Raw genomic sequence first — 23,180 nt, 5'->3', positions numbered from 1 at the left:
TACTCGCGAATGCGGTGGGTCAGAGCCAGATATGCTGACTGATATGCCGCATTCGCGAGCAAGCCCGCTCCCACAAGGGTGCAGCTTAGAGCGCGGCCTTCTCCGGGACCGGCAAATGACTGGCGCCCAGCACCGCCGGCAACACCCCGGCCCGCAGGTCATTGCCACTCGGTTGCTGGTACAGGCTCAAGCCAAACTCCGGCAATACCGCCAGCAGGTAGTCAAAAATGTCCCCCTGGATCCGCTCGTAATCGCCCCACGCCGTGGTGCGGGTAAAGCAGTAGATTTCCAGCGGCACACCCTGGGAGGTGGTCTGCATCTGGCGCACCATGCACGTCATGTTCGGCTGGATATCCGGATGGCTCTTGAGGTACGCCAGGGCATAGGCGCGGAAAGTCCCCAGGTTGGTCATCCGCCGGCGGTTGGCCGACAGTTGTGTGCTGTGGCCCTGGGCTTCGTTCCAGGCTTTGAGCTCTGCCTGTTTGCGGCTGATGTAGTCGGTCAGCAGGTGGACCTGGGTCATCCGCACTTCTTCAGCGTCGTTCAGGAAGCGCACGCCCGCGGCGTCGATAAACAGGCTGCGCTTGATCCGCCGCCCGCCCGAAGCCTGCATGCCGCGCCAGTTCTTGAACGATTCGGACATCAGGCGCCAGGTGGGGATCGAGACGATGGTCTTGTCGAAATTCTGCACCTTGACCGTGTGCAGGGTGATGTCCACCACATCGCCATCGGCGCCGACCTGGGGCATTTCGATCCAGTCGCCGACCCGCAGCATGTCGTTGCTGGTCAACTGCACGCTGGCGACAAACGACAACAGCGTGTCCTTGTAGACCAACAGGATCACCGCCGACATCGCACCCAGGCCTGACAGCAGCAACAGCGGCGAGCGGTCGATCAGGGTGGCGACGATGATGATCGCGCCAAACACGAACAGCACCATCTTTGCCAACTGCACATAACCCTTGATCGAGCGCGTGCGGGCATGTTCGGTGCGGGCGTAGATATCCAGCAGGGCGTTGAGCAGGGCGCTCATGGCCAGGACCTGGAACAGGATGGTGAACGCCAGCGCCACGTTGCCGATGAACAGCGCGGCGTTTTTGCTCAGTTCCGGCACCAGGTGCAGGCCGAACTGGATCACCAGGGACGGCGTCATCTGTGCCAGGCGATGGAAGACTTTGTTGTGCCGCAGGTCATTGAGCCAGTGCAGCGCCGGCTGGCGCCCGAGCAGTTTGACGGTGTGCAGGATGAGGTAGCGTGCCACCCGTCCGACGATCAGGGCCACGACCAGCAGCACCAGCAGGGCGATGCTTGAATGCAGCAGCGGATGTTGGTCCAGGGCACCCCAGAGGTCTTGGACGTTGAGCCAGAGCTGTTTGATATCCATGGTTTAACGCGATTCTTCTGTAAGACATGACGGGTGGATTAGAGCATTTAAGTGCTGCAAAGTTGTGCAGGCAGACAAATCACCTGACAAAAAACCATCTGATTGGCCCACTTCGCGTAAAGAAACTCGGCCTGGGCGCCCGAAACCGTTACCCTATGCAGCTGATTTTTTGTATTTCTTCGAGGTAGCACCCGTGTTTTCCCAATTCGCCCTGCACGAACGCCTGCTCAAAGCCGTGGCCGAGCTTAAATTTGTCGAGCCTACGCCTGTGCAAGCAGCGGCCATCCCGCTCGCGCTCCAAGGGCGTGACCTGCGGGTGACGGCTCAAACCGGCAGCGGCAAGACCGCCGCTTTCGTCCTGCCGGTCCTGAACCGCTTGATCGGCCCGGCCAAGGTACGCGTCAGCATCAAGACCCTGATCCTGCTGCCGACCCGCGAACTGGCCCAGCAGACCTTGAAGGAAGTGGAGCGCTTCTCGCAGTTCACCTTCATCAAGTCCGGCATCATTACCGGCGGCGAAGACTTCAAGGTCCAGGCCGCGATGCTGCGCAAGGTACCGGATATCCTGATCGGCACGCCTGGGCGGATGATCGAACAACTGAACGCCGGCAACCTGGACCTGAAGGAAGTCGAAGTGCTGGTGCTGGACGAAGCCGACCGCATGCTCGACATGGGCTTTGCCGACGACGTGCAGCGCCTGGTCGCCGAATGCGTCAATCGCCAGCAGACCATGCTGTTCTCCGCCACCACTGGCGGCTCGACCCTGCGCGACATGGTCGCCAAGGTCCTGAACAACCCTGAGCACTTGCAGGTCAACAACGTCAGCGACCTGAACGCGACCACGCGCCAGCAGATCGTCACCGCCGACCACAACGTGCACAAAGAGCAGATCCTCAACTGGCTGTTGGCCAACGAGACCTATCAGAAGGCTATCGTGTTCACCAACACCCGCGCTGCGGCCGACCGTATCTACGGGCGCCTGGTGGCACAGGAATACAAGGCGTTCGTGCTGCACGGCGAAAAAGACCAGAAGGACCGCAAACTGGCCATCGACCGCCTCAAGGCCGGCGGCGTGAAGATTCTGGTCGCTACCGATGTTGCCGCACGCGGCCTGGACGTTGACGGCCTGGACCTGGTGATCAACTTCGACATGCCGCGCAGCGGCGACGAATACGTGCACCGTATCGGCCGTACCGGGCGTGCCGGCAACGATGGCCTGGCCATCTCGCTGATCTGCCATGGCGACTGGAACCTGATGTCGAGCATCGAGCGCTACCTCAAGCAGTCGTTTGAGCGGCGCACCATCAAGGAAGTCAAAGGCACCTACACCGGGCCGAAGAAGGTCAAGGCGTCGGGCAAGGCTGTCGGCGTGAAGAAGAAAAAGGTCGACGCCAAGGGCGACAAGAAAAAAACCGGCGCCAAGTCGCCGACCAAGCGCAAGATCGCCAACCGGCCGAAGACCGACAACCTGTCGTTGGTCAGCAAGGACGGCATGGCTCCGCTCAAGCGCCGCAAGCCAGAAGCCCCCGCTGCCGAGTAATCCTTGGCACACTAAAAAAACCGGACATTGTCCGGTTTTTTTATGCCTTCAGTTTTTTGCCTTGGCGGCGGCTTCCTTGAGTTCCTTGAGCCGGGCGTTGATCAATTGGCATTTGTCGGGGACCTTGGCACTTTCGGTGTCCAGGTCCATTTTTTGCAGCTCGTCATTGATCTCCTTGGCCTTGGTCGGGTTTTGCTGGGTGAGCGTCGCGACTTCCTGGGCCAGTTGCTCGCGTTTGGCCGTGGCCTCTTCCAGGGTGCAGGCCCAGGCGGGCAGGGCGCTGCACAGGGCAGCGGCAACAGTCAGTTGCATCAGGGTTTTCATGGTTCGGACCTCCATGGCGGTGATAACCGGTTGAGGCTGCGGGCCAGCAGAAAGTTCAGTCCAATCGCGTCTCGAACAGGCTGAAACTGTCAAATCTGTAATCTATCGCTAAGCCAACTGACAGGCGCCGATCCCTACTCTGCGGTGATTCAATTGACGGGAATGGAATCGGCATGCACTCCAACACTTCTCGACGAACCTTCGTCAAAGGCTTGGCAGCGGTCGGCTTGCTGGGCGGGGCAGGGCTGTGGCGCCCGCCCGTGTGGGCCCTGGCCAGCCCAGGCCAGCCGGGCGTATTGGCAGGTAACGAGTTTGAGCTGTTTATCGGCCAGACCCCGGTCAACATCACCGGCAACGTGCGCACCGCGCTGACCATTAATGGCAGTTTGCCGGGCCCGCTGCTGCGCTGGCGTGAAGGCGATACCGTGACCCTGCGCGTGCGTAATCGCCTGGCAGAGCCGACGTCGATCCACTGGCATGGGATTATCCTGCCGGCCAACATGGACGGTGTGCCGGGCCTCAGTTTCAAGGGGATCGAGCCGGGCGGGGTGTATGTCTATCAATTCAAGCTCAACCAGCATGGGACCTACTGGTATCACAGCCACTCCGGGTTCCAGGAGCAGCAAGGGGTCTACGGCCCGTTGGTGATCGATCCCAGGGAGCCCGAACCTTTCACGTACCAGCGTGACTACGTGGTGATGCTGACGGACTGGACCGACGAAGACCCCGCCAGCCTGATGAAAACCCTGAAGAAACAGTCCGATTACTACAACTTCCATAAGCCCACCGTGGGCGACTTCATCAAGGATGTGGCCGAGAAGGGCTGGTCGGCCACCGCCGCCGACCGTCTGATGTGGGCGCAAATGAAGATGAATCCCACGGACTTGGCGGATGTCAGTGGCGCGACCTACACCTTCTTGATGAACGGCCAGCCGCCTGCGCAAAACTGGACCGGGCTGTTCCGCGCCGGCGAGAAGATCCGCCTGCGCTTTATCAACGGCTCGGCCATGACCTACTTCGATGTGCGTATTCCGGGCCTGAAGATGACGGTGGTGGCGGCCGACGGCCAGCCGGTGAAACCGGTCAGCGTGGACGAGTTCCGCATCGCCGTGGCTGAGACCTACGACGTGATCGTCGAGCCGAGCGAAGCCGCCTACACCCTGTTCGCCCAATCCATGGACCGCACCGGCTATGCACGCGGCACCCTCAGCCGTGAGCCGGGTTTGCTGGCGCCGGTCCCTGCGCTGGACCCTCGCCCCTGGCTGACCATGGACGACATGGGGATGGGCGGGATGGACCACGGTGCCATGGATCATGGGGCCATGCCTGATATGCAGGCCATGGATCACAGTCAGATGGCCGGTATGGACGGTGGGTCTATGCAAGGTATGTCCGGCGGGGCGATGGAGGGCATGGACCACGGCGCCATGGCGGGGATGTCGATGGCGATGCCAATGCAAAGCCATCCGGCCAGCGAAAACAACAACCCGCTGGTAGACATGCAGGCGATGAGCACCTCACCCAAGCTCGACGACCCGGGCATCGGCTTGCGCAACAACGGGCGCAAGGTCCTGGCCTATGCCGATTTGCGCAGCACCTTTGAAGACCCCGACGGCCGCGAGCCCAGTCGCACCATCGAGTTGCACCTCACGGGGCATATGGAGAAGTTTGCCTGGTCCTTTGACGGGGTGAAGTTCTCCGATGCCGAGCCGCTGAGGCTGACTTATGGCGAGCGGGTGCGGGTGGTGCTGGTCAACGACACCATGATGACCCACCCGATTCACCTGCATGGCATGTGGAGTGATCTGGAAGACGAAAACGGCCAGTTCATGGTGCGCAAACACACGATCGACATGCCGCCGGGATCGCGCCGCAGCTACCGGGTAACGGCCGATGCGCTAGGGCGTTGGGCCTATCACTGCCATCTGCTGTACCACATGGAAATGGGCATGTTCCGTGAAGTCCGGGTGCAAGAATGAGGAACCGAGCATGAGCCATCTATTTCGTCCCGTTGCGCTAATGATCGCAACATTTGCCCCCGTAGCGCTGGCCAGCGCTGAAACCATGGACCATAGCCAGATGCAGGGCATGACGCCAGCCAAACCGGCGGCTACCAGCCAGAGTCGTACGCCGATTCCACCGTTGACCGACGCTGATCGCGCCGCGGTCTACGACGCCCCGGGCGGGCATGTGGTGCATGACAGTGGCATCAACTCATTGTTTGTGATCAATCAACTGGAATGGCAAGGCTCTGACGATGGCCGCGCCGTGGGTTGGGATGCCAAGGGCTGGATTGGCGGTGATATCGACCGCTTGTGGCTGCGCACCGAAGGTGAGCGCGCCAAGGGCAAGACTGAAAAAGCCGAGGTCCAGGCCCTATGGGGGCATGCCATCAGCCCCTGGTGGGACGTAGTGGCCGGTCTGCGCCAGGACTTCAAGCCCGGTGACAGCGAGAGTTGGGCTGCGTTCGGCCTGCAAGGCATGGCCCTGTACAACTTCGAGGCCGAGGCCACACTGTTTGTCGGTGAAGGTGGGCAGACCGCTGCGCGCCTTGAAGGGGACTACGATATTTTGCTGACCAATCGGCTGGTGCTGCAGCCTACCGCCGAGGCTAATTTCTACGGGAAAAACGATCCAGGACGCGGGATTGGTTCAGGCCTTGCGGAAACCGAGGTCGGGGTCCGGTTGCGCTACGAAATCCGTCGCGAGTTTGCGCCTTATGTCGGTGTGACCTGGAATCGTGCCTACGGCCAGACGGCCGAGTACGCCAGGGACGAGGGCGAGGACCGCAGCGAGGTGCGCTGGGTACTGGGTGTACGCCTGTGGTTTTGATGGATGCTGATTAAACAACTCTACCTATAACCTGCCGCCATGAGCGGCCAGGAGCCTTGCATGTCTGTGTTTAAAACTACGTTGGTGGCGGTTGCGCTGTGTTCTGGATTATTGCTCAGTGGGCCTTCTTGGGCCCATCCGAAGTTGCTGTCTTCACTGCCAGCGGCCGGGGCAAGCGGGCCGGCGCCCGAGACCATCGAGTTGCACTTTTCGGAAAACCTGATGACCCAGTTTTCCGGGGCCAAGCTGATCATGACCGCGATGCCCGGCATGGCCCATTCGCCCATGCCAATCAAAGCCAGCGTGTCGGGCAGCAGCGACCCCAAGGTGATGCTGATCAAGCCTGCGGCGCCGTTGCCGGCCGGGACTTACCGGGTGGACTGGCGCGCGGTGTCGTCTGACACTCACCCCATTACCGGCGATGTGGTGTTCAGCGTCCAGCCATGAGTGACTCAGTGGGCGTCGCCTTGCGGTTTGCGCTGTACCTGGACTTGATGCTGCTGTTCGGCTTGGGCTTGTTTGGTCTGTATGGTCTGAAGGCATCGGAGCGGATATCCGGTGCTGTGTTGAATTTCAAGGGCTGGCTGGTCGGTGCCGCGTTTCTTGGCGTGTCGCTTTCGATGGCTTCGCTATTGGTTATGACTCAGGCCATGAGCGGCGAGCAAGAGTGGCAGGCGCTTGGGCCGCATCTGCAGATGATGCTGTGGCAGACCGAGTTGGGCTTGACCTGGATGCTGCGTATCTGCGCGATGTTGGTAGCCGTTCTGGCTGTCTTGACCAGTGCAAGATGGCCCAGCGCCAGTCTGTGGCTGGCGACCTGGGCCGCGGGTGTCGCCTTGGCGACACTGGCCTGGGCCGGTCATGGTGCGATGGATGACGGAGCGCTTCGGGCCTGGCACCTGATCGCGGACAGCGCACATCTGTTGGCGGCAGGCGCGTGGGTCGGGGCATTGGCGGCGTTTGGGTTGTTGTTGAGGCCAGGCAGCGTGCAGGACATTCAGCGTGCGAGGATCCTGGCCAGGGCACTGACCGGCTTTGAGGTGATCGGCGTGGCGCTGGTGACGGTGTTGATACTGACCGGCGTGGTGAATTACCTGTTTATTGTCGGGCCGAACCTGGATGGCATCACGGGTAGCACCTACGGCATTCTACTCAGCCTGAAACTGGCGCTGTTTGGCGTGATGCTGGGGATGGCGGCACTCAACCGCTTCCATCTGAGCCCGTTCATGCACCGGGCGGTGGATGCTGGTGAGTATACGGTGGCCTGTCGTGCCCTGCGGCGCAGCTTGAGCCTGGAGTTTGGCGCGGTGCTGCTGATCCTCGGACTGGTCGCGTGGCTGGGGACATTGGGCCCGATGTCGTCGGACTAGGCTTGGCTGCCCTTGAGACACTTGAGTGACTGGAAGTCGCTGCGCACCTTGTCGATTTTCTGCAGCAGTTTCTGGCGCTGCTGCACTGTGCTTTCGGCCATCAAGTCCACCAGCAGGCTGCGGGCCGCGGCTTCGGTCTGGGCATAGGCCTGGCGATAGTCGGCGGTCCACAGGCTTTCACGGTCCACCAGCAGTTGCTCCATCCTCTGCGGGAAGTCGCTGTTTGCCCGTTGATCGAGCGCCGCGATGAACTGCGCCTGCCACTGGGCGCGGTTGCCGATCCATTGCTGGTTCTGTGCACCCAGGGCGGCGGACCAGTTGCGCACACGTTCTTGCTGACTGGCGCTCAACGGGCCCAACCAGCCATCCAGGCGTTTACTCATGCGCTCGCTGCGGTCCTTGATCTGTTGCGCCAGGGGCGGCTTGAGGTATTCGTCCTGGCGTTTACGCAGATCCTTGGCCAGTGCCAGGTCCATTTCGCGCACCTGTTGTTCATCCAGCCCGCGCAGCAACTCGATGGCTGATGGCGTGATTTGCCGGGCAACGTCGGCAATCGCCTGTTTGGCTTCAAGGGTGCGGGCTTGCAGTGTGGCGTCTGTCACTTGATGGTTGGCGACCATCTGTTGCAGGCGGTCGAGCCAGCCCAGGTAACCCGGTAATTGAGTGGTGCAATGCCAGGCCAGGTGTTCCTTGAGGGTGTCGTTGAACCAGCTCTTCTGCCCAGGGTTCATGTCCAGGTAGTCGCTGAGGGACCAGGGGATAATCACATCGAGGTTGCGATAGGCCAGGTCGACACGGCTACAGCCAGCCAGAACGGCGCTCAAGGTCAGCAGGACTACCAGCAGTTTTAACCGACGCAGCATGGGCGTGTCCTTGTGCGGGCCAGGGGTGCTCATCTGAACCCGCCAGGGGCGCGACAGTTCAGCCCATCAATAAAACGACCGCTCGGCCTTCAAGGTCAACAGGCCATCACATTGCGAATTGTGTCCGGAGTAGGCCGAGCAGTCGCTGCCGCTGAGGTTGGAGTCGCTGTAGATCAGGTCCAGGTCGATGCCCATCCACGGCCGGGAGAATTTCACCGACCAGTCGCTGAAACTGCGAATCGAGCCGCCATCCACTGCCGCAGGGGTGCCCAATTGATGGGTGGTGTACTTCATGCTAACGCCAATACCAAACGGCTGGGTGCCGCCGAGGTCGGCAAACAGGGTGCTGTCGCGGCGGTCGGGGTCGTTGCCCAGTGAAACTCCAAACCGATTGCCCAGCACATTCAGGCCGCCGTAGAACTCCTGGCTGTCGAGGGGGCTCAGTTTGGGGTAGCTGTAGTGAATCATCCCCAGTTCATAGCCCAGGGTCTGGTCGAACGGGCGCTTGAAGCCCATATAGGAGTCGACTTCGAGGTTGTTCGCAGGCGACAGGCCCATGCTCGGCGAGAACTGGCCGAAATACAGGCCGCTGGCGTGGCTCAGGTCGAGGCCGCCGTGGAACGAGTTGCTGCCCGGTGACGTGGGTTTGACCAGGCCCTGGGCCATGCTGCGGCTGGGCGTGGTGCCCAGTTTCAGGTCGAAGTCGCCCAATTCACGCTGGAACACCTGCGCTTCGGCAAGGGGGCTGGCGAGCAGGGCGCTGACCAGGAAAATGCAGGCTTTGAGCATGCGTCACTCCATGAAAAGCGAGGAGCAGTAACAGAAGAAATCGGGCAAATGCCCGTGCTAGACGTGTGCAAGCATACCGGCGAAAGTCAGGGGTTGAGGCCCGTTCGTCGATTGGCATGATTTGAGTGTGTGTCGGGGGGATGTTGCTTGCTCTAGTCCTAGCGCCTTGATAGGCAAGGCGCTTAGGGACCAGGTAGGGTGCGTAGGCGGCTTGGCGCGCTTACTTTTTACCCAGGGTGATCTGCTTGGACGGGCCGAAAGTCTGGCCGCTCACGCCCTTGGCGATCTGCTGGATTTCGCCACCGGACTTGAGGAACGCGGCGATTTGGTTGTTGATCGATTCGCTGGTTTCAACGGCGGGAGCTGGCTTTGCTTTGCTGTTGGATGCTTTTACGCGCATGGCGGCCACTAACCTGTAGAAAATTAACTTGGCCAGCTATCGTACATGAAATGCTTGACAATTGCTTGGTAAATATCTCCCAGGAATAAGCTGCGTTATTATAAATACCCTAAGTTGGTGTTTGGCTGAGGGGCCTAACTCGCTGTTTTAAATAGAAACCCCAGGTGAAAAATAGCACCTGGCCAGCGGTGCCGGCCTGTGGGTTGACCTGACGAGCGGAGCGATTGGCCAAAATTCTTGGTAGGCCCGCGATTTTTCAGGGGCGCGCGCGCCTGGACATGGGACCGCGGCCTTCAACTCGGGTAGAATGCCGCCCACGCAATGAGGGTATTGGAAATGGCTTTAGTCGGGCGCTACAACAGTTTGCAAGTGGTTAAACACACTAACTTTGGTTTGTATCTGGACGGTGAGCAAGAGGGCGAAATCCTCTTGCCTAATCGTTATATTCCCAAAGATATTCCCAGTGAAGATGAAGACTGGCTTAACGTTTTTATTTATCTGGACAGCGATGACAAACTTATCGCGACCACCGAAAAACCAAAAGTGCAGGTGGGCGAGTTTGCCAGCCTGAAAGTGGTAGAAGTCAACAGCATCGGGGTGTTCCTCGACTGGGGCCTGCCCAAGGATCTGTTGCTGCCGTACTCCGAGGAAAAGCGCCAACTGACCGCCGGTGAATACTGCGTGGTACACGTTTACCTCGACAAGCACACTAAGCGCATCACCGCCACTGCGCGCCTTGACCGTTACCTGGACAAGACCCCGGCCAACTACACCGTGGGCCAGGAAGTCGACTTGCTGGTTGCCGAAGCCACTGATATGGGTTTCAAGGCAATCATCAACAACAAGCACTGGGGCCTGATCCACAAGAACGAAGTGTTCAAGTTCCTGCGTCCGGGCAAGGAAGAGAAGGGCTTCATCAAGGAAATCCGCGCCGATGGCAATATCAGCCTGAGCCTGCAACCGGTCGGCGAGCAAGCGGCGTCTAGCCTGAACTCGAAGATCCTCGCCAAGTTGCGTGAAAACAATGGCAGCTTGCCAGTCAGCGACAAGAGCGACCCGACCGTGATCAGCAACCTGTTTGGCGTCAGCAAGGGCAACTTCAAGAAGGCCATTGGTGCGTTGTACAAGCAGGGCCAGATTGTGATTCATGCCGATCGCATTGAACTGAGCTGATCAGTGGCTGGCCGGTTTGGCGCAATGGATCATTGCGCCAAACCGGCGGCAACAGCAGCGCTCCCGCCACTATCAAGCCACTTCCCTAGCGCAAAACACGCGGTCAGCAGGCCCGTGTTGCGTTGCGCACCGTGAGGCGCGACTTCCCGCAAGCGTGCATCACCAATTGCATGCACACCAGGAACGGCAGCCCGCAGAGCACTACACCCAATGCCAAGCCCATGCCATCACCTGGTTGATGTGGCGCAAGGGCATGCTCGGGGCTAATCTCAATGCATGGATTGACCTGCAGCAAGAGGGCAAGACGCGGCCGGCACAAGAGCCCCGCGCGATTGCCTGACCGGCCCGTCAGGATTTGTATCAATTCAGTAATGGTTCGTTGCGGTTTCAGGCAAGCATTGCGTGGGACTTAGTACTACTATCTGTAGGAAGCAGCCACAGAACTCCAGCTGCTCAGCACTACCCTCAAAGGGGGCACCATGAAAGAAAAACTGCAAAACTGGCTGCACGACCTCGGCGTCGCACTTGGCTTGATCGAGCCACCGCTGCAACCGGTGCCTATCCGCACCGATGACGAACAGCGCCGTCCGCGTCGCAGGTAAGGCCTGAAAAGCGCTCAGACATTGGTGTTTGGGCGCGATCACTCGTCACACTGTCCCTGGAGCACAGTAGATTGGGGCGTGCGTGCTTGTATGCGATAGCCCTGTACCGGTCGAAGACCTGGTTCCTAAATTAAGTTGCGTTCGTTTTGTCTGACTCTGGAAGTATTCTGATCGGACGTTTCCTTTTGTCTGCTCTCTCGACCTTTTCTGTATTTGCACGCTTTATATTCCTGCCCTTTTCAAGGAAGGAAGATAGGGCTATGTCGTTTGTTAACAGTTTTGCCTGTGACGAGTGCGACGACCTTTTTGAAAAAACTGGGCAGTAAACAAAAAAACGGATGCGACAACCGACGTCGCACCCGCTGAAGAAAGCCTTGCTCAGGCTGCGTCGGCCGCCGTGGCCTCTGGTCGACGCGACAGCACACTCACCAGCACGAAACTCACCACGCTCACACCCAGGCTGTAGTAGATCGGTGTGTTTGCCTCCAAGCCATCCTTGATCATGAACACCAGCGCCGTGGTGACGCCCAGTGCCATGGCGCTGATTGCGCCCGAGGTGGTAGCGCGCTTCCAGTAGATTGCCCCGATCAATGGGATCAACATGCCGCCGACCAGCAGGTTGTAGGCCAGGGTCAGTGCGCTGATCACATCGGTGACCACCAGGGCGATACCCAGTACGGCGATGCCGGTGAGCAGGGTGAACAGGCGGTTGATGTTCAGGCTCGACTGTTTGCCGCCGCGCAGGCGTGGCAGCAGGTCTTCGGTCAGTACGGTGGAGGCGGCGAGCAGGCCGGCACTGGCGGTGGACATCATGGCCGCCAGCGCCGCAGCGATCACCAGGCCGCGGATGCCATCGGGCAACGACAGTTTGACGATGGCGGCGAAGGCGTTGTTGACGTTGCCCAGGTCCGGGATCAGCACGTGGGCCGCCATGCCGATCAATGCGCAGGCCAGGCCGTAGAGGATGCAGTAGAAACCGGCGAAAGTGCCCGCATACCTGGCGACCTTTTCGTCACGGGCGGTAAACACCCGCTGCCAGATGTCCTGGCCGATCAGGATGCCGAAGAAATAGATCATGAAGTAGGTGAGGATGGTGTCCCAGCCGATACTGGTGAAGCTGAAGCTGGCCGCCGGCAGCTTGGCCACCAGTTCATCCCAGCCGCCCACGCGGTACAGGCAGATCGGCAGCAGGATAAACATCAGGCCGACGGTCTTGATCACGAATTGCACGATATCGGTCAAGGTCAGTGACCACATGCCGCCGATGGTCGAATAGATCACCACTACCACGCCGCCCAGCAGTATCGCTGCCCAGAATGGCAGGTCAAACATCACTTGCATCACGGTGCCGATCCCCAGGATCGAGGTCACCGCCAGCATCAGCGCATAAGCCAGCATGATCAGCCCGCTGGCCTGGCGGGCCATGGGGTTGTAGCGCTGCTCCAGGACCTGGGTCACGGTGAAGATCTTCAGCTTGAGCAAGGGTTTGGCAAGGAATAGGTTCAGCGCAATGATCCCCGCGCCTAGCGCTGCGCAGAGCCAGAAACCGGAAATACCGTGGACATAACCCAGGCGCACGCTGCCCACGGTGGATGCGCCACCGAGCACCGTCGCGGCCATGGTGCCCATGTACAGCGTCGGCCCCAGGTTGCGCCCGGCGACCAGGTAGTCTTCATGGGTCTTGGCCCGGCGCATGCCGTAATAGCCGAGCACGAGCATGCCGGCGGCGTAGATGAGTACGACGAATAGATCCAGAGCCATGGTGGCGAGTCTCCCATTATTATTTTTATAGGTGTCCGGGCGGCGGGAAGCGCCGCCGGTTTATCGGTCTTACATCAACGGTGCGTGACGCCAGGCAGCACGCAGAGCATTTCGTACAGCAGGTTAGCGCCCAGCAACGAGGTGTTGCCGGTGGTGTCGTAGGGCGGCGAAACTTCCACCAGGTCGCAACCAATCAGGTCCAGGCCCTGGCAACCACGGATGATCTCGATCGCCTGGATGGTGGTCAGCCCGCCGATTTCCGGGGTGCCGGTGCCGGGCGCCCAGGCCGGGTCGATGCCGTCGATGTCGAAACTCAGGTACACCGGGCCGCCGCCAACTTTTTCCCGAACTTCGGCCATCAAGGGCGCAAGGGACTGGTGCCAGCACTCTTCGGCCTGGACTACGCGAAACCCCTGTTTGCGGCTCCAGTTGAAGTCTTCGGCGGTATAGCCCTGGGCGCGCAGGCCGATCTGCACCACGCGGTCGCAATCGAGCAGGCCCTCTTCGACGGCCCGGCGGAAGGTGGTGCCGTGGGCGATTTTCTCGCCGAACATATGGTCATTGACGTCGGCGTGGGCATCGATATGCACCAGCCCGACCTTGCCGTGCTTCTTGTGGATCGCCCGCAGGATCGGCAGGGTGATGGTGTGGTCGCCACCCAGGGTCAACGGGATCACCTTGTGGGCGAGGATCTCATCGTAGGCTTCTTCGATGATGCGTACGGCGTCCAGCAGGTTGAAGGTGTTGATCGCCACATCACCGATGTCGGCAACTGACAGCGAGTCGAATGGCGCAGCGCCAGTGGCCATGTTGTAGGGGCGGATCATCACCGACTCGGCACGGATCTCACGGGGCCCGAAACGGGTACCGGCACGCAGCGAGGTGCCGATGTCCAGGGGCACGCCGACAAAGGCGGCGTCCAGGCCGGCAGCGGTTTGCAGGTGGGGCAGGCGCATCATGGTGGCGATGCCGGCAAAGCGCGGCATTTCGTTGCCGCCCAGTGGCTGGTGAAAGATCTTGTCCACGGGAGTGCCTCATCGTTGTTGTGTTTATCAGAGGCTGATTCTGCGAAATGCCGGGCAAGGGAAGAATCGCTGTGGGGAAATACTTAGTTCAGATTTTTCTAAACTAATGCCTGGGGTAGACTCCACCGGATTGCCGAACCCGTTCCCTGTAGGAGCGAGCTTGCTCGCGAAAAACCAGAGAGCGCTGCATGCATTCTGAATGCACGCGCTATCGTTAACGTTTTTCGCGAGCAAGCTCGCTCCTACAGGGAACGGGCATGTCAGCCGATTTTTTTGCCTGGAGGTTCCATGGCCAGCGCTTTACCCGACCTGAAACTGCTGCGCATCTTCGTCAGCGTGGTGCGCCACCAGGGGTTTGCCAATGCCCAGCACGAACTCAACCTGTCGACGTCGGCCATCAGCACCTATATGAGCCAGCTGGAAGGCGCGTTGGGCCTGGTGCTGTGCCATCGCGGGCGTGGCGGTTTCAGCCTGACCAGCAAGGGTGAGTTGTTTCATCAGGAAACCCTGCGCCTGCTGGGCGAACTGGAGGGCTTCGAGCAATATGCGGCGGCGCTCAAGGGCGAGTTGCGCGGCACGCTCAAGCTGGGTGTGCTCGATTCCACCGTCAGCGACAAGGCCCTGCCATTCGCCGAAGTCATTGGTGCCTACAGCCTTGAGCACCCGGCGGTGCATTTGCACTTGTCGGTGATGAGCCCCTACGAGTTGCAATTGGGGGTGCAGGACAACCGCCTGGACCTGGCCATCGGCGCTTTTTCCAACCGTATGAGTGGCTTGGTCTACATGCCGCTGTACCGCGAACAGCACTGGCTCTACTGCAGTTCGCGGCATCCGCTGTTCAGCGAGCGGCGTATCCCGGAGCAGGTGATTACCCAGCAACGCATGGTCGGGCGCGGTTACTGGAGCCAGGCGGAACTGGCGCGCCATGGCTTCAAACACAGCGCCGCGACGGTAGAAAGTATGGAAGCGCAGTTGATCCTGGTGCTGTCCGGCGCCTATGTCGGCTATTTACCCGAACACTACGCCCAGGCCTGGGCCGACAAGGGCGATTTGCGAGTGCTGCTGCCGGCGACTTTTGGCTACCAGGCGCCGTTTTCGATGATCATGCGCCGTGGGCGCAGCCGCGAGCCGTTGATCCAGACCTTCCGCGATTTACTCAAAGCACAGCTCAATCAGGCCTGACCATGTCCAGACCCCAATGCCCCCGCTGCCTGCGGCCGACCACCCACTGCCTCTGCGCGTTGATCCCGAGCCTGGACAGCCGCACCCGGGTGTTGCTGCTGCAACACCCCAGCGAGGTCAACCACGCGCTCAACACTGCGCGCCTTGCCGCGTTGGGGTTGCTCAATGCGCAACTGGTGGTGGGCGAAGTGTTCGAGGATTTGCCGGCCTTGCTCAACCCGCCGGGGTATCAGGCGCGGCTGTTGTTTCCCGCCGAGGATGCGCAACCGTTGCAGGCGTATAACCCATCCGACCTGCCGTTGCTGCTGGTGGTGCCCGACGGCACCTGGCGCAAGGCGCGCAAGTTGCTGCACCTCAACCCGCTGCTGGCGGCGTTGCCCCGGGTGACGCTGGCGGCGGGCGCCGTGTCCCGTTATCGATTACGCAAGGCGCCGGGGCCGGGAGCGTTGTCGACGGTGGAGGCGATCGTGCAGGCGTTGCAGGTGCTGGAGGCACCGCAGTCATTCGAGCCGTTGTTGCGGCCGTTTGAAGCGTTGATCGAGGGGCAGATTGCGGCGATGGGGGAGGAGGTTTTCCAGCGCAATCATGGAGGTGATTAGCAGGTTCACCGAGGTGAGGCCATCGCAGGCAAGCCAGCTCCCACATTGACCGCGCATGTCTTGAGCAACGCGGTCAATGTGGGAGCTGGCTTGCCTGCGATGGCGCCCGCCCAAACACCGCTAACGCTCACGCATCGCCTCCGTCCGCGCCTTCAACACCGGCTTGAGCAAGTAATCCAGCACGCTTTTCTCCCCGGTAATAATGTCCACCGTCGCCACCATTCCGGGAATGATCAGCAGCGGTTTGTTATCCCCACCCAAATGGTTCTTATCGGTGCGCACCTGGATCAGGTAGAAGCTGTTGCCCTTGTCGTCGGTAATCGTATCGGCGCCGATCAGTTCCAGTTTCGCCGCCAGCCCGCCGTAGATGGTGTAGTCATAGGCGCTGAATTTGACCATCGCCTTCTGCCCCGGATGCAAAAACGCCACGTCCTGGGGCCGCACTTTGGCCTCGATCAGCAGGTTGTCTTCCAGTGGCACGATTTCCACCATGTCGCTGCCCGGCTGGACCACGCCGCCGATGGTGTTGACCTTCAGCTGCTTGATCACCCCATGGACCGGCGAGACCACGGTGGTGCGGCTCACGCGGTCGTCAATGGCGATGCTGGTGGCGGTGATTTTCGACAGATCAGTGCGTTTTTCGTTGAGTTCCTTGGCCGCTTCCGAGCGAAAGCTCTGCACCGACTCGTCGATCTTGCTCTTGATCTCATTGATCGCCGACTCTGCGCGGGGAATCGCCAGGGTCGTGGCGTTCAACGAGCCACGGATCTCCACGGCGCTGCGCTTGAGGCGCAGGATTTCCACCGGTGATACCGCGCCGGTGCCCACCAGCGGCGCCGACATGTTCATCTCTTGTTGCAACAGCGCCAGGCTGGAGCTGAATTGGCCCTGCTTGGAACGAAACTCCGCCAGTTCCTGGGTTTTCTGCCGCAACTGTTCGGTCAGGGTCCGCTGCTCGCTGCTCAGGCGCCGCTGGCGTTGTTCAAACAGCGAGCGTTCGTCCTCGGCCACTTGCGGGGCCTTGGCGATCACTTCATCTGACAATTTGAACGGCCGCCCCTCGGCCTCGGCGGACAGGCGTTCGACCTGGGCAGTGAGGGCATAGCGGTCGACTTCGCTTTCGCCCTTGTTCGAGCGAAAGCGCGTGTCGTCCAGTTGCAGCAACTTGTCGCCCTTGTCCACCATCTGTCCTTCGCGCACGTAGATCTGGGTGACGATGCCACCCTCCAGGTTCTGGATCACCTGCACTTTGCTCGACGGGATGGCCTTGCCTTCGCCCATGGTCACTTCATCGAGTACGGCAAAGTTGGCCCACAGCAGGGCGCAGATGATCAGGCCGGCGGTGAGCCACACGATAATCCGTGAACGGCGCGGCGAATCCTGCAGCGAAGCGCCCGCCAGTTCGGGCATGAATTCGCTGTCGGCGGTTTTGCCAAAACTCTTGAAGTAGCCCGGTGACGAGGGAGTGGCTGACATGGTGGGGCTCCTAGACCGCGGCCGAGCCGACACGGCCCTTGCGCAATGCATCGATCACACTTTCCTTGGGGCCGTCGGCCACGATGCGGCCGTTGTCCAGCACGATCAAGCGGTCGACCAGGCTGAGCATCGAGGTGCGGTGCGTGACCAGGAGCAACGTCTTGCCCTTGACCCACACTTCCAGGCGCTGGCGCAGGGTTTCTTCGCTGCTGTTGTCCATGGCGCTGGTGGGCTCGTCCAGCAGCAGGATCGGCGGATCGAGCAGCAGCGCGCGCGCCAGCAACACGGCTTGGCGTTGGCCGCCGGACAGCAGTTGCCCGCGCTCGCCCACCGGCCGGTCGAAGCCTTGGGGGTGCTGGCGGGCCAGTTCGCTGACGCCGGTCAGCTCCGCCACTTCCAGCATCCGCGCATCGCTGACATAGCGCGCGCCGAGGGTCAGGTTGTCGCGCAGGCTACCGGCCAGCAGCGGCAGATCATGGGCGACATAGCCCACTTGCTGGCGCAGGTCGGCGACATCCAATTGCCGCAGGTCGAGGCCATCGAGCAGCAGTTGGCCTTCTTGCGGCGTATAAAAGCCCATCACCAACCGGCCCAGGGTACTTTTGCCCGAGCCGCTGCGGCCGATAATCCCCACGCGTTCGCCGGCCTTGAGCTGGAAACTGACCTGGTTCAGGGCCGGGGCGTTCTGCCCGGCGTAGCGGAAGGTCACCTGGCTGACTTCCAGGGCGCCCGTCAGTTGCGTGCGCTCCAGCGGGCGCTGTTGCGGGTCGCGTTCCTGGGGCAGGGCCATCAGCGCGTCGGTGCTGCGCATGGTCAATTGCGCCTGCTGGTAGCGTGTGATCAACCCGGCGATCTGCCCCAGCGGCGCCAATACCCGGCTGCCGAGCATGTAGGTGGCCACCAGCGCACCGACGCTGAGGCTGCCGGCAATAATGCTGTAGACCCCGGCGACAATGGTCGCCATCCCGGAAAACTGTTGGATGAACAGGGTGCTGTTGGTGGCCAGCGCCGAGAGGTTGCGTGCATGGCTGTCGAGGCGGGTGAGGGCGCCATGGGTACTTTCCCATTGGTGCTGGCGCTCGCTTTCAGCGCTGCAGGCCTTGAGGGTTTCCAGGCCGCCGAGGGTTTCGATCAACAGTGCCTGGCGTTCGGCGCCCAGGCTCAGGCTTTTTTGCACGGTATCGCGCAGGCGGGCCTGGATCAGCATCGCAAAACCGATGGTCAGCGGGAACGCGCACAAAGGGATGATCACCAGCCAACCGCCGAGCAGGCCGATCACCACCAGCATCAGCACGGCGAAGGGCAGGTCGATCAGGCTGGTGAGGGTCACGGCGGTGAGGAATTCGCGCAGGCCCTGGAAGTCATGGATGCTCTGGGCAAAACCACCGATGGTGGCCGGGCGTGCTTTCATCGACATGCCGGTGATGCGCTCGAACAGGGTGGCCGAAAGAATCACGTCGGTCTTCTTGCCGGCGGTGTCCAGCAAGTGGGCGCGGACCACCCGCAGCACCAGCTCGAAACCCGTGCCGATCAGCAGGCCGATCACCAGCACCCACAGGGTCGACGTGGCCTGGTTCGGCACCACGCGGTCGTAGGTCTGCATGACGAACAGCGGCACCATCAGGCCCAGCAGGTTGATCAATAAGCTGGCGAGAATCGCATCGCTGTATAGCCAGCGCGACAGCTTCAAGGTGTCGCGAAACCACGCCTCGACCCGCGGCACCAGCGGCGCGCGCAGGTCTTCGATCTCATGCCGAGGCCGTGCGAACAATGCCTGGCCGCTGTAGGCCGCGTCGAGTTCTGCGCGGCTGACCCATTGCTCGCCGCCCTCGGCTTCGCTGGGCAGGATCAGCGCCTGGCCATCCTCGCTCCAACGCCGCAGGACCGCACAACGGCCGTCCTTGAGCAGCAGCAGCACGGGCAGGTTCAGTGCCGAAATCGCTCCCAGTTCCCGCCGCAAAACCCGCGCCTGCAAGCTGGCCCGGGCCGCTGCACGTGGCAGCAAGTCCAGGCTCAGGCGTTGCTCTGCCAGGGGCAGCCCGGCGCTCAGGCTGGCGCGGCTGACCGTGCAACTGTGCAGCTTGCACAGGATCAGCAGGCCGTCGAGCAACGGGTCATCAAAGCTCTGGCGCGGGTCGACACCCGGGTTCAGCGGTTCCATCTGGCTCACGGCGGTCTGCTCCACTTCGTTGGCTACTTCAGGTCAGGCAAGTGGGCTTCGCTTCTGACTTCCGACTGGGCAATGGCTTCGGCCGGTACGACCACGCGCTCCTTGTTCAGCAACTCGCCCATGTTGGCCAGCACGCGGTACATGGAGAACTCTTCGGTGTAGCGCACTTCGGTGTAGCGCCGGTTGGCGTTGTACAACTCGTTTTCACTGTCTAACAGGTCCAGTAGGGTGCGCTGGCCCAGGCCGAACTGGTCCTGATAGGCCGCACGCACGCGTTGGGTGGTTTCGGCGTATTCGCGGGCGGTGGGGGTCTGGATGCGTGCGTTGTCCATGGCATGCCAGGCCAGGTTGAGGTTTTCATTGAGCATGCGCAGGGCGTTGTTGCGGATGTCCATGGCCTGGTTGATTTTGTGCGAGTCCGACGCCAGGCGGGCCTTGTCGCTGCCGCCACGGAACAGGTTGTAGTTCATCACCACGCCCACCCGCCATTCGTTGTCGTGGCCCAGGTCGCCCTGCACATTGTTATTGGCGCCTACTGCGGCCTCGGCATCGAAGCGTGGATAGAACGGCGACTTGGCTACTTCGTACTGGCTCTCGGCGGCCATCACATCGGATTGGGCGGACTTCAGGTAGGGGTTGTTCTCCAGCATGCTGCGCCGGGCGCCGAGCTGGTCGGCGGGCAACTCGCCCTTGATCGAGGCCGGGCTTTCCAGTTCGTCCGGCATGCGCCCGACCACGCTATAGAAGTTCGATTCGGCGTCTTGCAGGTCGACCATGGCCGTCTGGTAGTTGTTGTCCGCCAGGGCCCGACGGGCGGTGGACTGGTCGCGGTCGGCGGTGCTGCCGATGCCGCGTTCGGTGCGCAGGCCGATCTGGTCGGTGACCCGCAGGTGGGCCTGCAGATTGTTCTTGGCCAGGGTCAGCAGGTCGCGGCGCTTGAGTACTTCCAAGTACACCTCGACGGTGCGCAGGGCCAGGCTTTCGGCAGTGCCGCGGGTGTAATAGGCACGTGAGTTGACCACAGCTCCCGTGCGTTGCACTTCGTTGGAGGTGTTGAAACCGTCGAACAGCATCTGGCGCAGGCGCAGTTCCGACTGGGTGTAGTTGTCGGTCTCGGTGTGGTGATTGCCGCCACGGGCGCGGGTGGTGCTGTTGTCGCTGTAGCCGCGGCCGTAGGCGGCGTTGAGGTCGAGGCTGGGGTAGAAGCCGCCCTTGGCGACTTTTACATCTTCATCGGCTGACAACCGACTGTTACGGCTGGCGTTCAGTTCCGGGTGAGTGTCCAGCGTGCTTTGGATGGCTTGGGTCAGCGACATCGCTTGGGCATTGGTGCAGGCCATGGCGATCAGAATCGCGCTGCAGAGGGGGGTCAAGACGCGCATGGGTACATCTCCTGTGGATCAGTGTTACTGGTCTGTCGCCATTTATTTGACGAATTCATGGGGTCAAACCGTCTCAGGCTTGTAACAACAGAGCTAAGAACATTTGCGAGAGGACCTAAGAAGGATTTCTCATAATGTTTATGTCCAAAAAAACTTATGCGTTCTGCGCGAAGCAAGACATTGTTCAAAGCACAAGCCTTGAGTTCTGTGCGCTTTGGCGCGTTTTCAGGCTTGAGGAAAGTTCAATCGCAAGTGCAAGCGGATGATGGGGTAGAGGAAAAAAGGGAATTTTATGGTGACGGTTTTTTGTCACTTTGTCCCTGGGAAGGTTCTCTGCAAACGGCTTGAAGCGCGGGTTGGCGGCTGATTTGAATCAGTTTTGTGCCACTTTCGGGCGAGGCCCAGACCACCGGATCTGTTGCGCTTGTGCACGTAACCGAGGTTTCGACTACTGGGGTCGGACAGGGAGATAAGCACATGGCCAAGTTAATCGGTGTTGTCAGCAAGGTGGTTGGGGAAGTCTTTGCCGTGGCGGGAGATGGCAGTCGCCGTAGCCTGATCGAAGGCGACCGACTGTTTGCCGGCGAGCAACTGCAGACCGGCGCGGCGGGTGCGGTGGCGGTGCAACTGACCAACGGCCATGAGCTGACCCTGGGGCGCGACAGCAGCCTGGGCCTTTCCCCGCAATTGCTGGCCGGACAGGCGCCGCAGGTGCATGGGTCTGAAGACCTTGCGCCCAGCCAGGCGCAGTTGACTGATGTGCAGCAACTGCAAAAAGCCATTGCTGCCGGTGCCGACCCGACCCAGACCGGTGAAGCCACGGCCGCCGGCCAGACCGGCAGCACCGCGGCCGGTGAATTGGGCGGTGGGCACTCCTTTGTGTTGTTGACCGAAGTTGCCGGGCGCGTGGAGCCGGTCATCGGCTTTCCGACGGCGGGCTTTGGCGCGATTCCAGAGTTTCCGTTGTTCCAGGTCGCCGGGCAGCCGGATACCGGCAATGGTCCGCCGGTAGTGGTGCCTCCCGATAACCCGGTGAGCCTGGATGGGCTGGCGGTCGAGGGTGGCGAATTGACGCTCAACGAGGCCAATCTTGCCCAAGGCTCGACCAGCAGTCCGGCAGCGCTGGTGCAAAGCGGCACCTTCAACGTCTCGGCGCCCGATGGCCTGCAGAGCCTGACGGTGGGCGGCATCAGCGTGGTCAGCGGCGGGGTGACCAGCAGTTTCCCGCAAAGCATCACCACCGAGTTGGGCAATACCTTGAGTATTACCGGGTATAACGCGGCCACCGGGGTGATCAGCTACAGCTACACATTGACGGGCAATGAGGCTCATCCGTCAGGCGGCGGCACCAACAGTCTTGGCGAAAACTTTGCGGTGGTTGCCACCGATAGCGACAACGACACCGCCACGGGTTCGCTGGATATCACGGTTATCGACGATGTACCCAAGGCGCTGGATGACAGCCATGAAGGCAGCGCATCGGAAAGCCTGTTGACCCTTGTCGGCAATGTCCTGGACAACGATACCCAGGGCGCCGACCGCGTCGCCAGCGGCCCGATTGTCGGCGGTAGCTTCACCGGCCAATACGGGACTCTGGTCCTGGCTACCGATGGCAGCTACACCTACACACTGAACACCGGCGATCCTGACTTTGTAGCGCTGCTGGGCGGCGGCAATGGCACCGAAACCTTCACCTACACCCTGACCGACGCCGACGGCGACACCAGCACCGCCAACCTGGTGCTGCAAGTGCATAACAACGATGACCCCGTGGTGATCGGTGGCATCAGCGTCAATGGCGCCGACCTGACGCTTTATGAAAAAAACCTGGTGGACGGCAGCAGCCCCGACGCTGGCGCGCTGACCCGCACCGGCAGCCTGACCGTGTCGGCAGTGGATGGTTTACAGAATCTGTCCGTGGGCGGGATCAGCGTGGTATCCGGCGGTGTCGCCGCCGGCTTCCCGCAATCGATCGCCACCGGACTGGGCAATACCCTGACCATCACCGGTTTTGATGCGGGCACCGGGGTGATCAGCTACAGCTACACCCTGACGGGCACTGAGGCGCATCCGCTGGCCGCTGGGGCCAATGAGCTGAGCGAAAGCTTCAGCGTGATCGCCACTGACACCAACAACAGCACGGCCACTGGCACGCTGCATATCAGCGTGGTGGACGATGTGCCGACGGCGGCCGATGACAGCAATGAACAAGTGGCTTCTGAAAGCCAACTGATCCTGACCGGCAGCGTGCTGGGCAACGATGTGCAAGGCGCCGACCGCATTCCTACTGGCCCTGTTACACCCGCGA

General features: G+C 61.1%; 20 protein-coding genes and 2 pseudogenes. 11 read left to right on the top strand and 11 right to left on the bottom strand.

The window, feature by feature from the left end:
• Positions 1–85: 85 nt before the first annotated feature.
• The gene (locus tag KL786_RS20835) at positions 86–1,384 is read right to left on the bottom strand and encodes a mechanosensitive ion channel family protein (protein ID WP_215518842.1); all 1,299 of its coding nucleotides are present in this window, start codon (positions 1,382–1,384) and stop codon (positions 86–88) included.
• 193 nt (positions 1,385–1,577) lie between these two features.
• Here KL786_RS20835 and KL786_RS20830 point away from each other — a divergent pair, with 193 nt between their 5' ends.
• The gene (locus KL786_RS20830) at positions 1,578–2,924 is read left to right on the top strand and encodes a DEAD/DEAH box helicase (protein WP_032863472.1); all 1,347 of its coding nucleotides are present in this window, start codon (positions 1,578–1,580) and stop codon (positions 2,922–2,924) included.
• 48 nt (positions 2,925–2,972) lie between these two features.
• On the opposite strand, the gene KL786_RS20825 is transcribed toward KL786_RS20830, so the two are convergent.
• Positions 2,973–3,248 carry a hypothetical protein gene (locus KL786_RS20825; RefSeq protein ID WP_032863471.1) on the bottom strand — a complete coding sequence of 92 codons (276 nt, stop codon included), beginning with the start codon at positions 3,246–3,248 and terminating at the stop codon, positions 2,973–2,975.
• 173 nt (positions 3,249–3,421) lie between these two features.
• Between KL786_RS20825 and KL786_RS20820 the strand changes: the two genes are divergently transcribed.
• From KL786_RS20820 to copD, 4 genes are read left to right on the top strand one after another with little or no spacing between them, the layout of a single operon-like run.
• Entirely contained in the window at positions 3,422–5,227 is a 1,806-nt protein-coding gene (locus KL786_RS20820; protein WP_215518841.1) for a copper resistance system multicopper oxidase, read from the top strand.
• A gap of 40 nt (positions 5,228–5,267) precedes the next feature.
• Positions 5,268–6,080, top strand: a complete 813-nt coding sequence (locus tag KL786_RS20815; RefSeq protein WP_421527391.1) for a copper resistance protein B — start codon at positions 5,268–5,270, stop codon at positions 6,078–6,080.
• A gap of 60 nt (positions 6,081–6,140) precedes the next feature.
• Complete coding sequence (gene copC / locus KL786_RS20810; RefSeq protein WP_032863468.1) at positions 6,141–6,527, top strand: copper homeostasis periplasmic binding protein CopC; 387 nt, start codon at positions 6,141–6,143, stop codon at positions 6,525–6,527.
• Positions 6,524–7,450 (top strand): copper homeostasis membrane protein CopD, encoded by a 927-nt coding sequence (copD, locus tag KL786_RS20805; protein WP_215518839.1) that lies wholly within the window; start codon positions 6,524–6,526, stop codon positions 7,448–7,450. Before copC ends, copD begins: the two co-directional genes overlap by 4 nt.
• Here the strand turns inward: copD and KL786_RS20800 are convergent.
• The 3 genes from KL786_RS20800 to KL786_RS20790 all read right to left on the bottom strand — a co-directional run bounded on the left by KL786_RS20800 (position 7,447) and on the right by KL786_RS20790 (position 9,502).
• Complete coding sequence (locus tag KL786_RS20800) at positions 7,447–8,313, bottom strand: DUF6279 family lipoprotein (protein WP_215518872.1); 867 nt, start codon at positions 8,311–8,313, stop codon at positions 7,447–7,449. The two genes, copD and KL786_RS20800, sit on opposite strands and share 4 nt — an antisense overlap.
• Before the next feature lie 66 nt (positions 8,314–8,379).
• Complete coding sequence (locus KL786_RS20795) at positions 8,380–9,102, bottom strand: TorF family putative porin (protein ID WP_215518838.1); 723 nt, start codon at positions 9,100–9,102, stop codon at positions 8,380–8,382.
• Between the two features lie 220 nt (positions 9,103–9,322).
• Positions 9,323–9,502 carry a PFL_1563 family small protein gene (locus tag KL786_RS20790; protein ID WP_007946007.1) on the bottom strand — a complete coding sequence of 60 codons (180 nt, stop codon included), beginning with the start codon at positions 9,500–9,502 and terminating at the stop codon, positions 9,323–9,325.
• A gap of 336 nt (positions 9,503–9,838) precedes the next feature.
• Between KL786_RS20790 and KL786_RS20785 the strand changes: the two genes are divergently transcribed.
• Positions 9,839–10,675 (top strand): CvfB family protein, encoded by an 837-nt coding sequence (locus KL786_RS20785; protein WP_029292380.1) that lies wholly within the window; start codon positions 9,839–9,841, stop codon positions 10,673–10,675.
• An 80-nt stretch (positions 10,676–10,755) separates the two neighbouring features.
• Here the strand turns inward: KL786_RS20785 and KL786_RS20780 are convergent.
• Positions 10,756–10,907: pseudogene (locus KL786_RS20780) on the bottom strand (YbfB/YjiJ family MFS transporter); the annotation flags it as partial.
• On the opposite strand from KL786_RS20780, the pseudogene KL786_RS29675 reads away from it, so the two are divergent.
• Positions 10,893–11,015, top strand: a pseudogene (locus KL786_RS29675) (LysR family transcriptional regulator); the annotation flags it as partial. The pseudogenes KL786_RS20780 and KL786_RS29675 sit on opposite strands and share 15 nt — an antisense overlap.
• Before the next feature lie 139 nt (positions 11,016–11,154).
• Positions 11,155–11,277, top strand: a complete 123-nt coding sequence (locus KL786_RS29900) for a PA1414 family protein (protein ID WP_003210728.1) — start codon at positions 11,155–11,157, stop codon at positions 11,275–11,277.
• A 378-nt stretch (positions 11,278–11,655) separates the two neighbouring features.
• Here KL786_RS29900 and KL786_RS20775 read toward each other — a convergent pair whose 3' ends face one another.
• A complete protein-coding gene (locus tag KL786_RS20775; RefSeq protein WP_032863464.1) occupies positions 11,656–13,038 on the bottom strand; it encodes a sodium:solute symporter family protein in 1,383 nt (460 codons plus the stop codon).
• A 74-nt stretch (positions 13,039–13,112) separates the two neighbouring features.
• Positions 13,113–14,063, bottom strand: a complete 951-nt coding sequence (speB, locus tag KL786_RS20770; RefSeq protein WP_215518837.1) for an agmatinase — start codon at positions 14,061–14,063, stop codon at positions 13,113–13,115.
• 288 nt (positions 14,064–14,351) lie between these two features.
• Between speB and KL786_RS20765 the strand changes: the two genes are divergently transcribed.
• A complete protein-coding gene (locus tag KL786_RS20765) occupies positions 14,352–15,245 on the top strand; it encodes a LysR family transcriptional regulator (protein ID WP_215518836.1) in 894 nt (297 codons plus the stop codon).
• Positions 15,246–15,247: 2 nt separating this feature from the next.
• On the top strand, positions 15,248–15,844 hold the full coding sequence (locus KL786_RS20760; RefSeq protein WP_215518835.1) for a tRNA-uridine aminocarboxypropyltransferase: 597 nt from the start codon (positions 15,248–15,250) through the stop codon (positions 15,842–15,844).
• Positions 15,845–15,964: 120 nt separating this feature from the next.
• On the opposite strand, the gene KL786_RS20755 is transcribed toward KL786_RS20760, so the two are convergent.
• The 3 genes from KL786_RS20755 to KL786_RS20745 are packed head-to-tail and all read right to left on the bottom strand — an operon-like array spanning position 15,965 to position 20,872.
• Entirely contained in the window at positions 15,965–17,320 is a 1,356-nt protein-coding gene (locus KL786_RS20755) for an HlyD family type I secretion periplasmic adaptor subunit (protein WP_032863460.1), read from the bottom strand.
• Between the two features lie 10 nt (positions 17,321–17,330).
• On the bottom strand, positions 17,331–19,490 hold the full coding sequence (locus KL786_RS20750; RefSeq protein WP_215518834.1) for a type I secretion system permease/ATPase: 2,160 nt from the start codon (positions 19,488–19,490) through the stop codon (positions 17,331–17,333).
• 23 nt (positions 19,491–19,513) lie between these two features.
• Complete coding sequence (locus tag KL786_RS20745) at positions 19,514–20,872, bottom strand: TolC family outer membrane protein (RefSeq protein ID WP_065942637.1); 1,359 nt, start codon at positions 20,870–20,872, stop codon at positions 19,514–19,516.
• A 477-nt stretch (positions 20,873–21,349) separates the two neighbouring features.
• On the opposite strand from KL786_RS20745, the gene KL786_RS20740 reads away from it, so the two are divergent.
• Positions 21,350–23,180 (top strand): retention module-containing protein (locus KL786_RS20740; protein ID WP_215518833.1); only part of this gene is annotated, 1,831 nt, incomplete at its 3' end.

The sequence above is a fragment of the Pseudomonas sp. TAE6080 genome, assembly GCF_018732265.1.
Classification (GTDB): domain Bacteria; phylum Pseudomonadota; class Gammaproteobacteria; order Pseudomonadales; family Pseudomonadaceae; genus Aquipseudomonas; species Aquipseudomonas brenneri.
The sequence above is the reverse complement of the archived record's forward strand: the minus strand, read 5'-3'. Positions and strand labels throughout refer to the sequence as shown.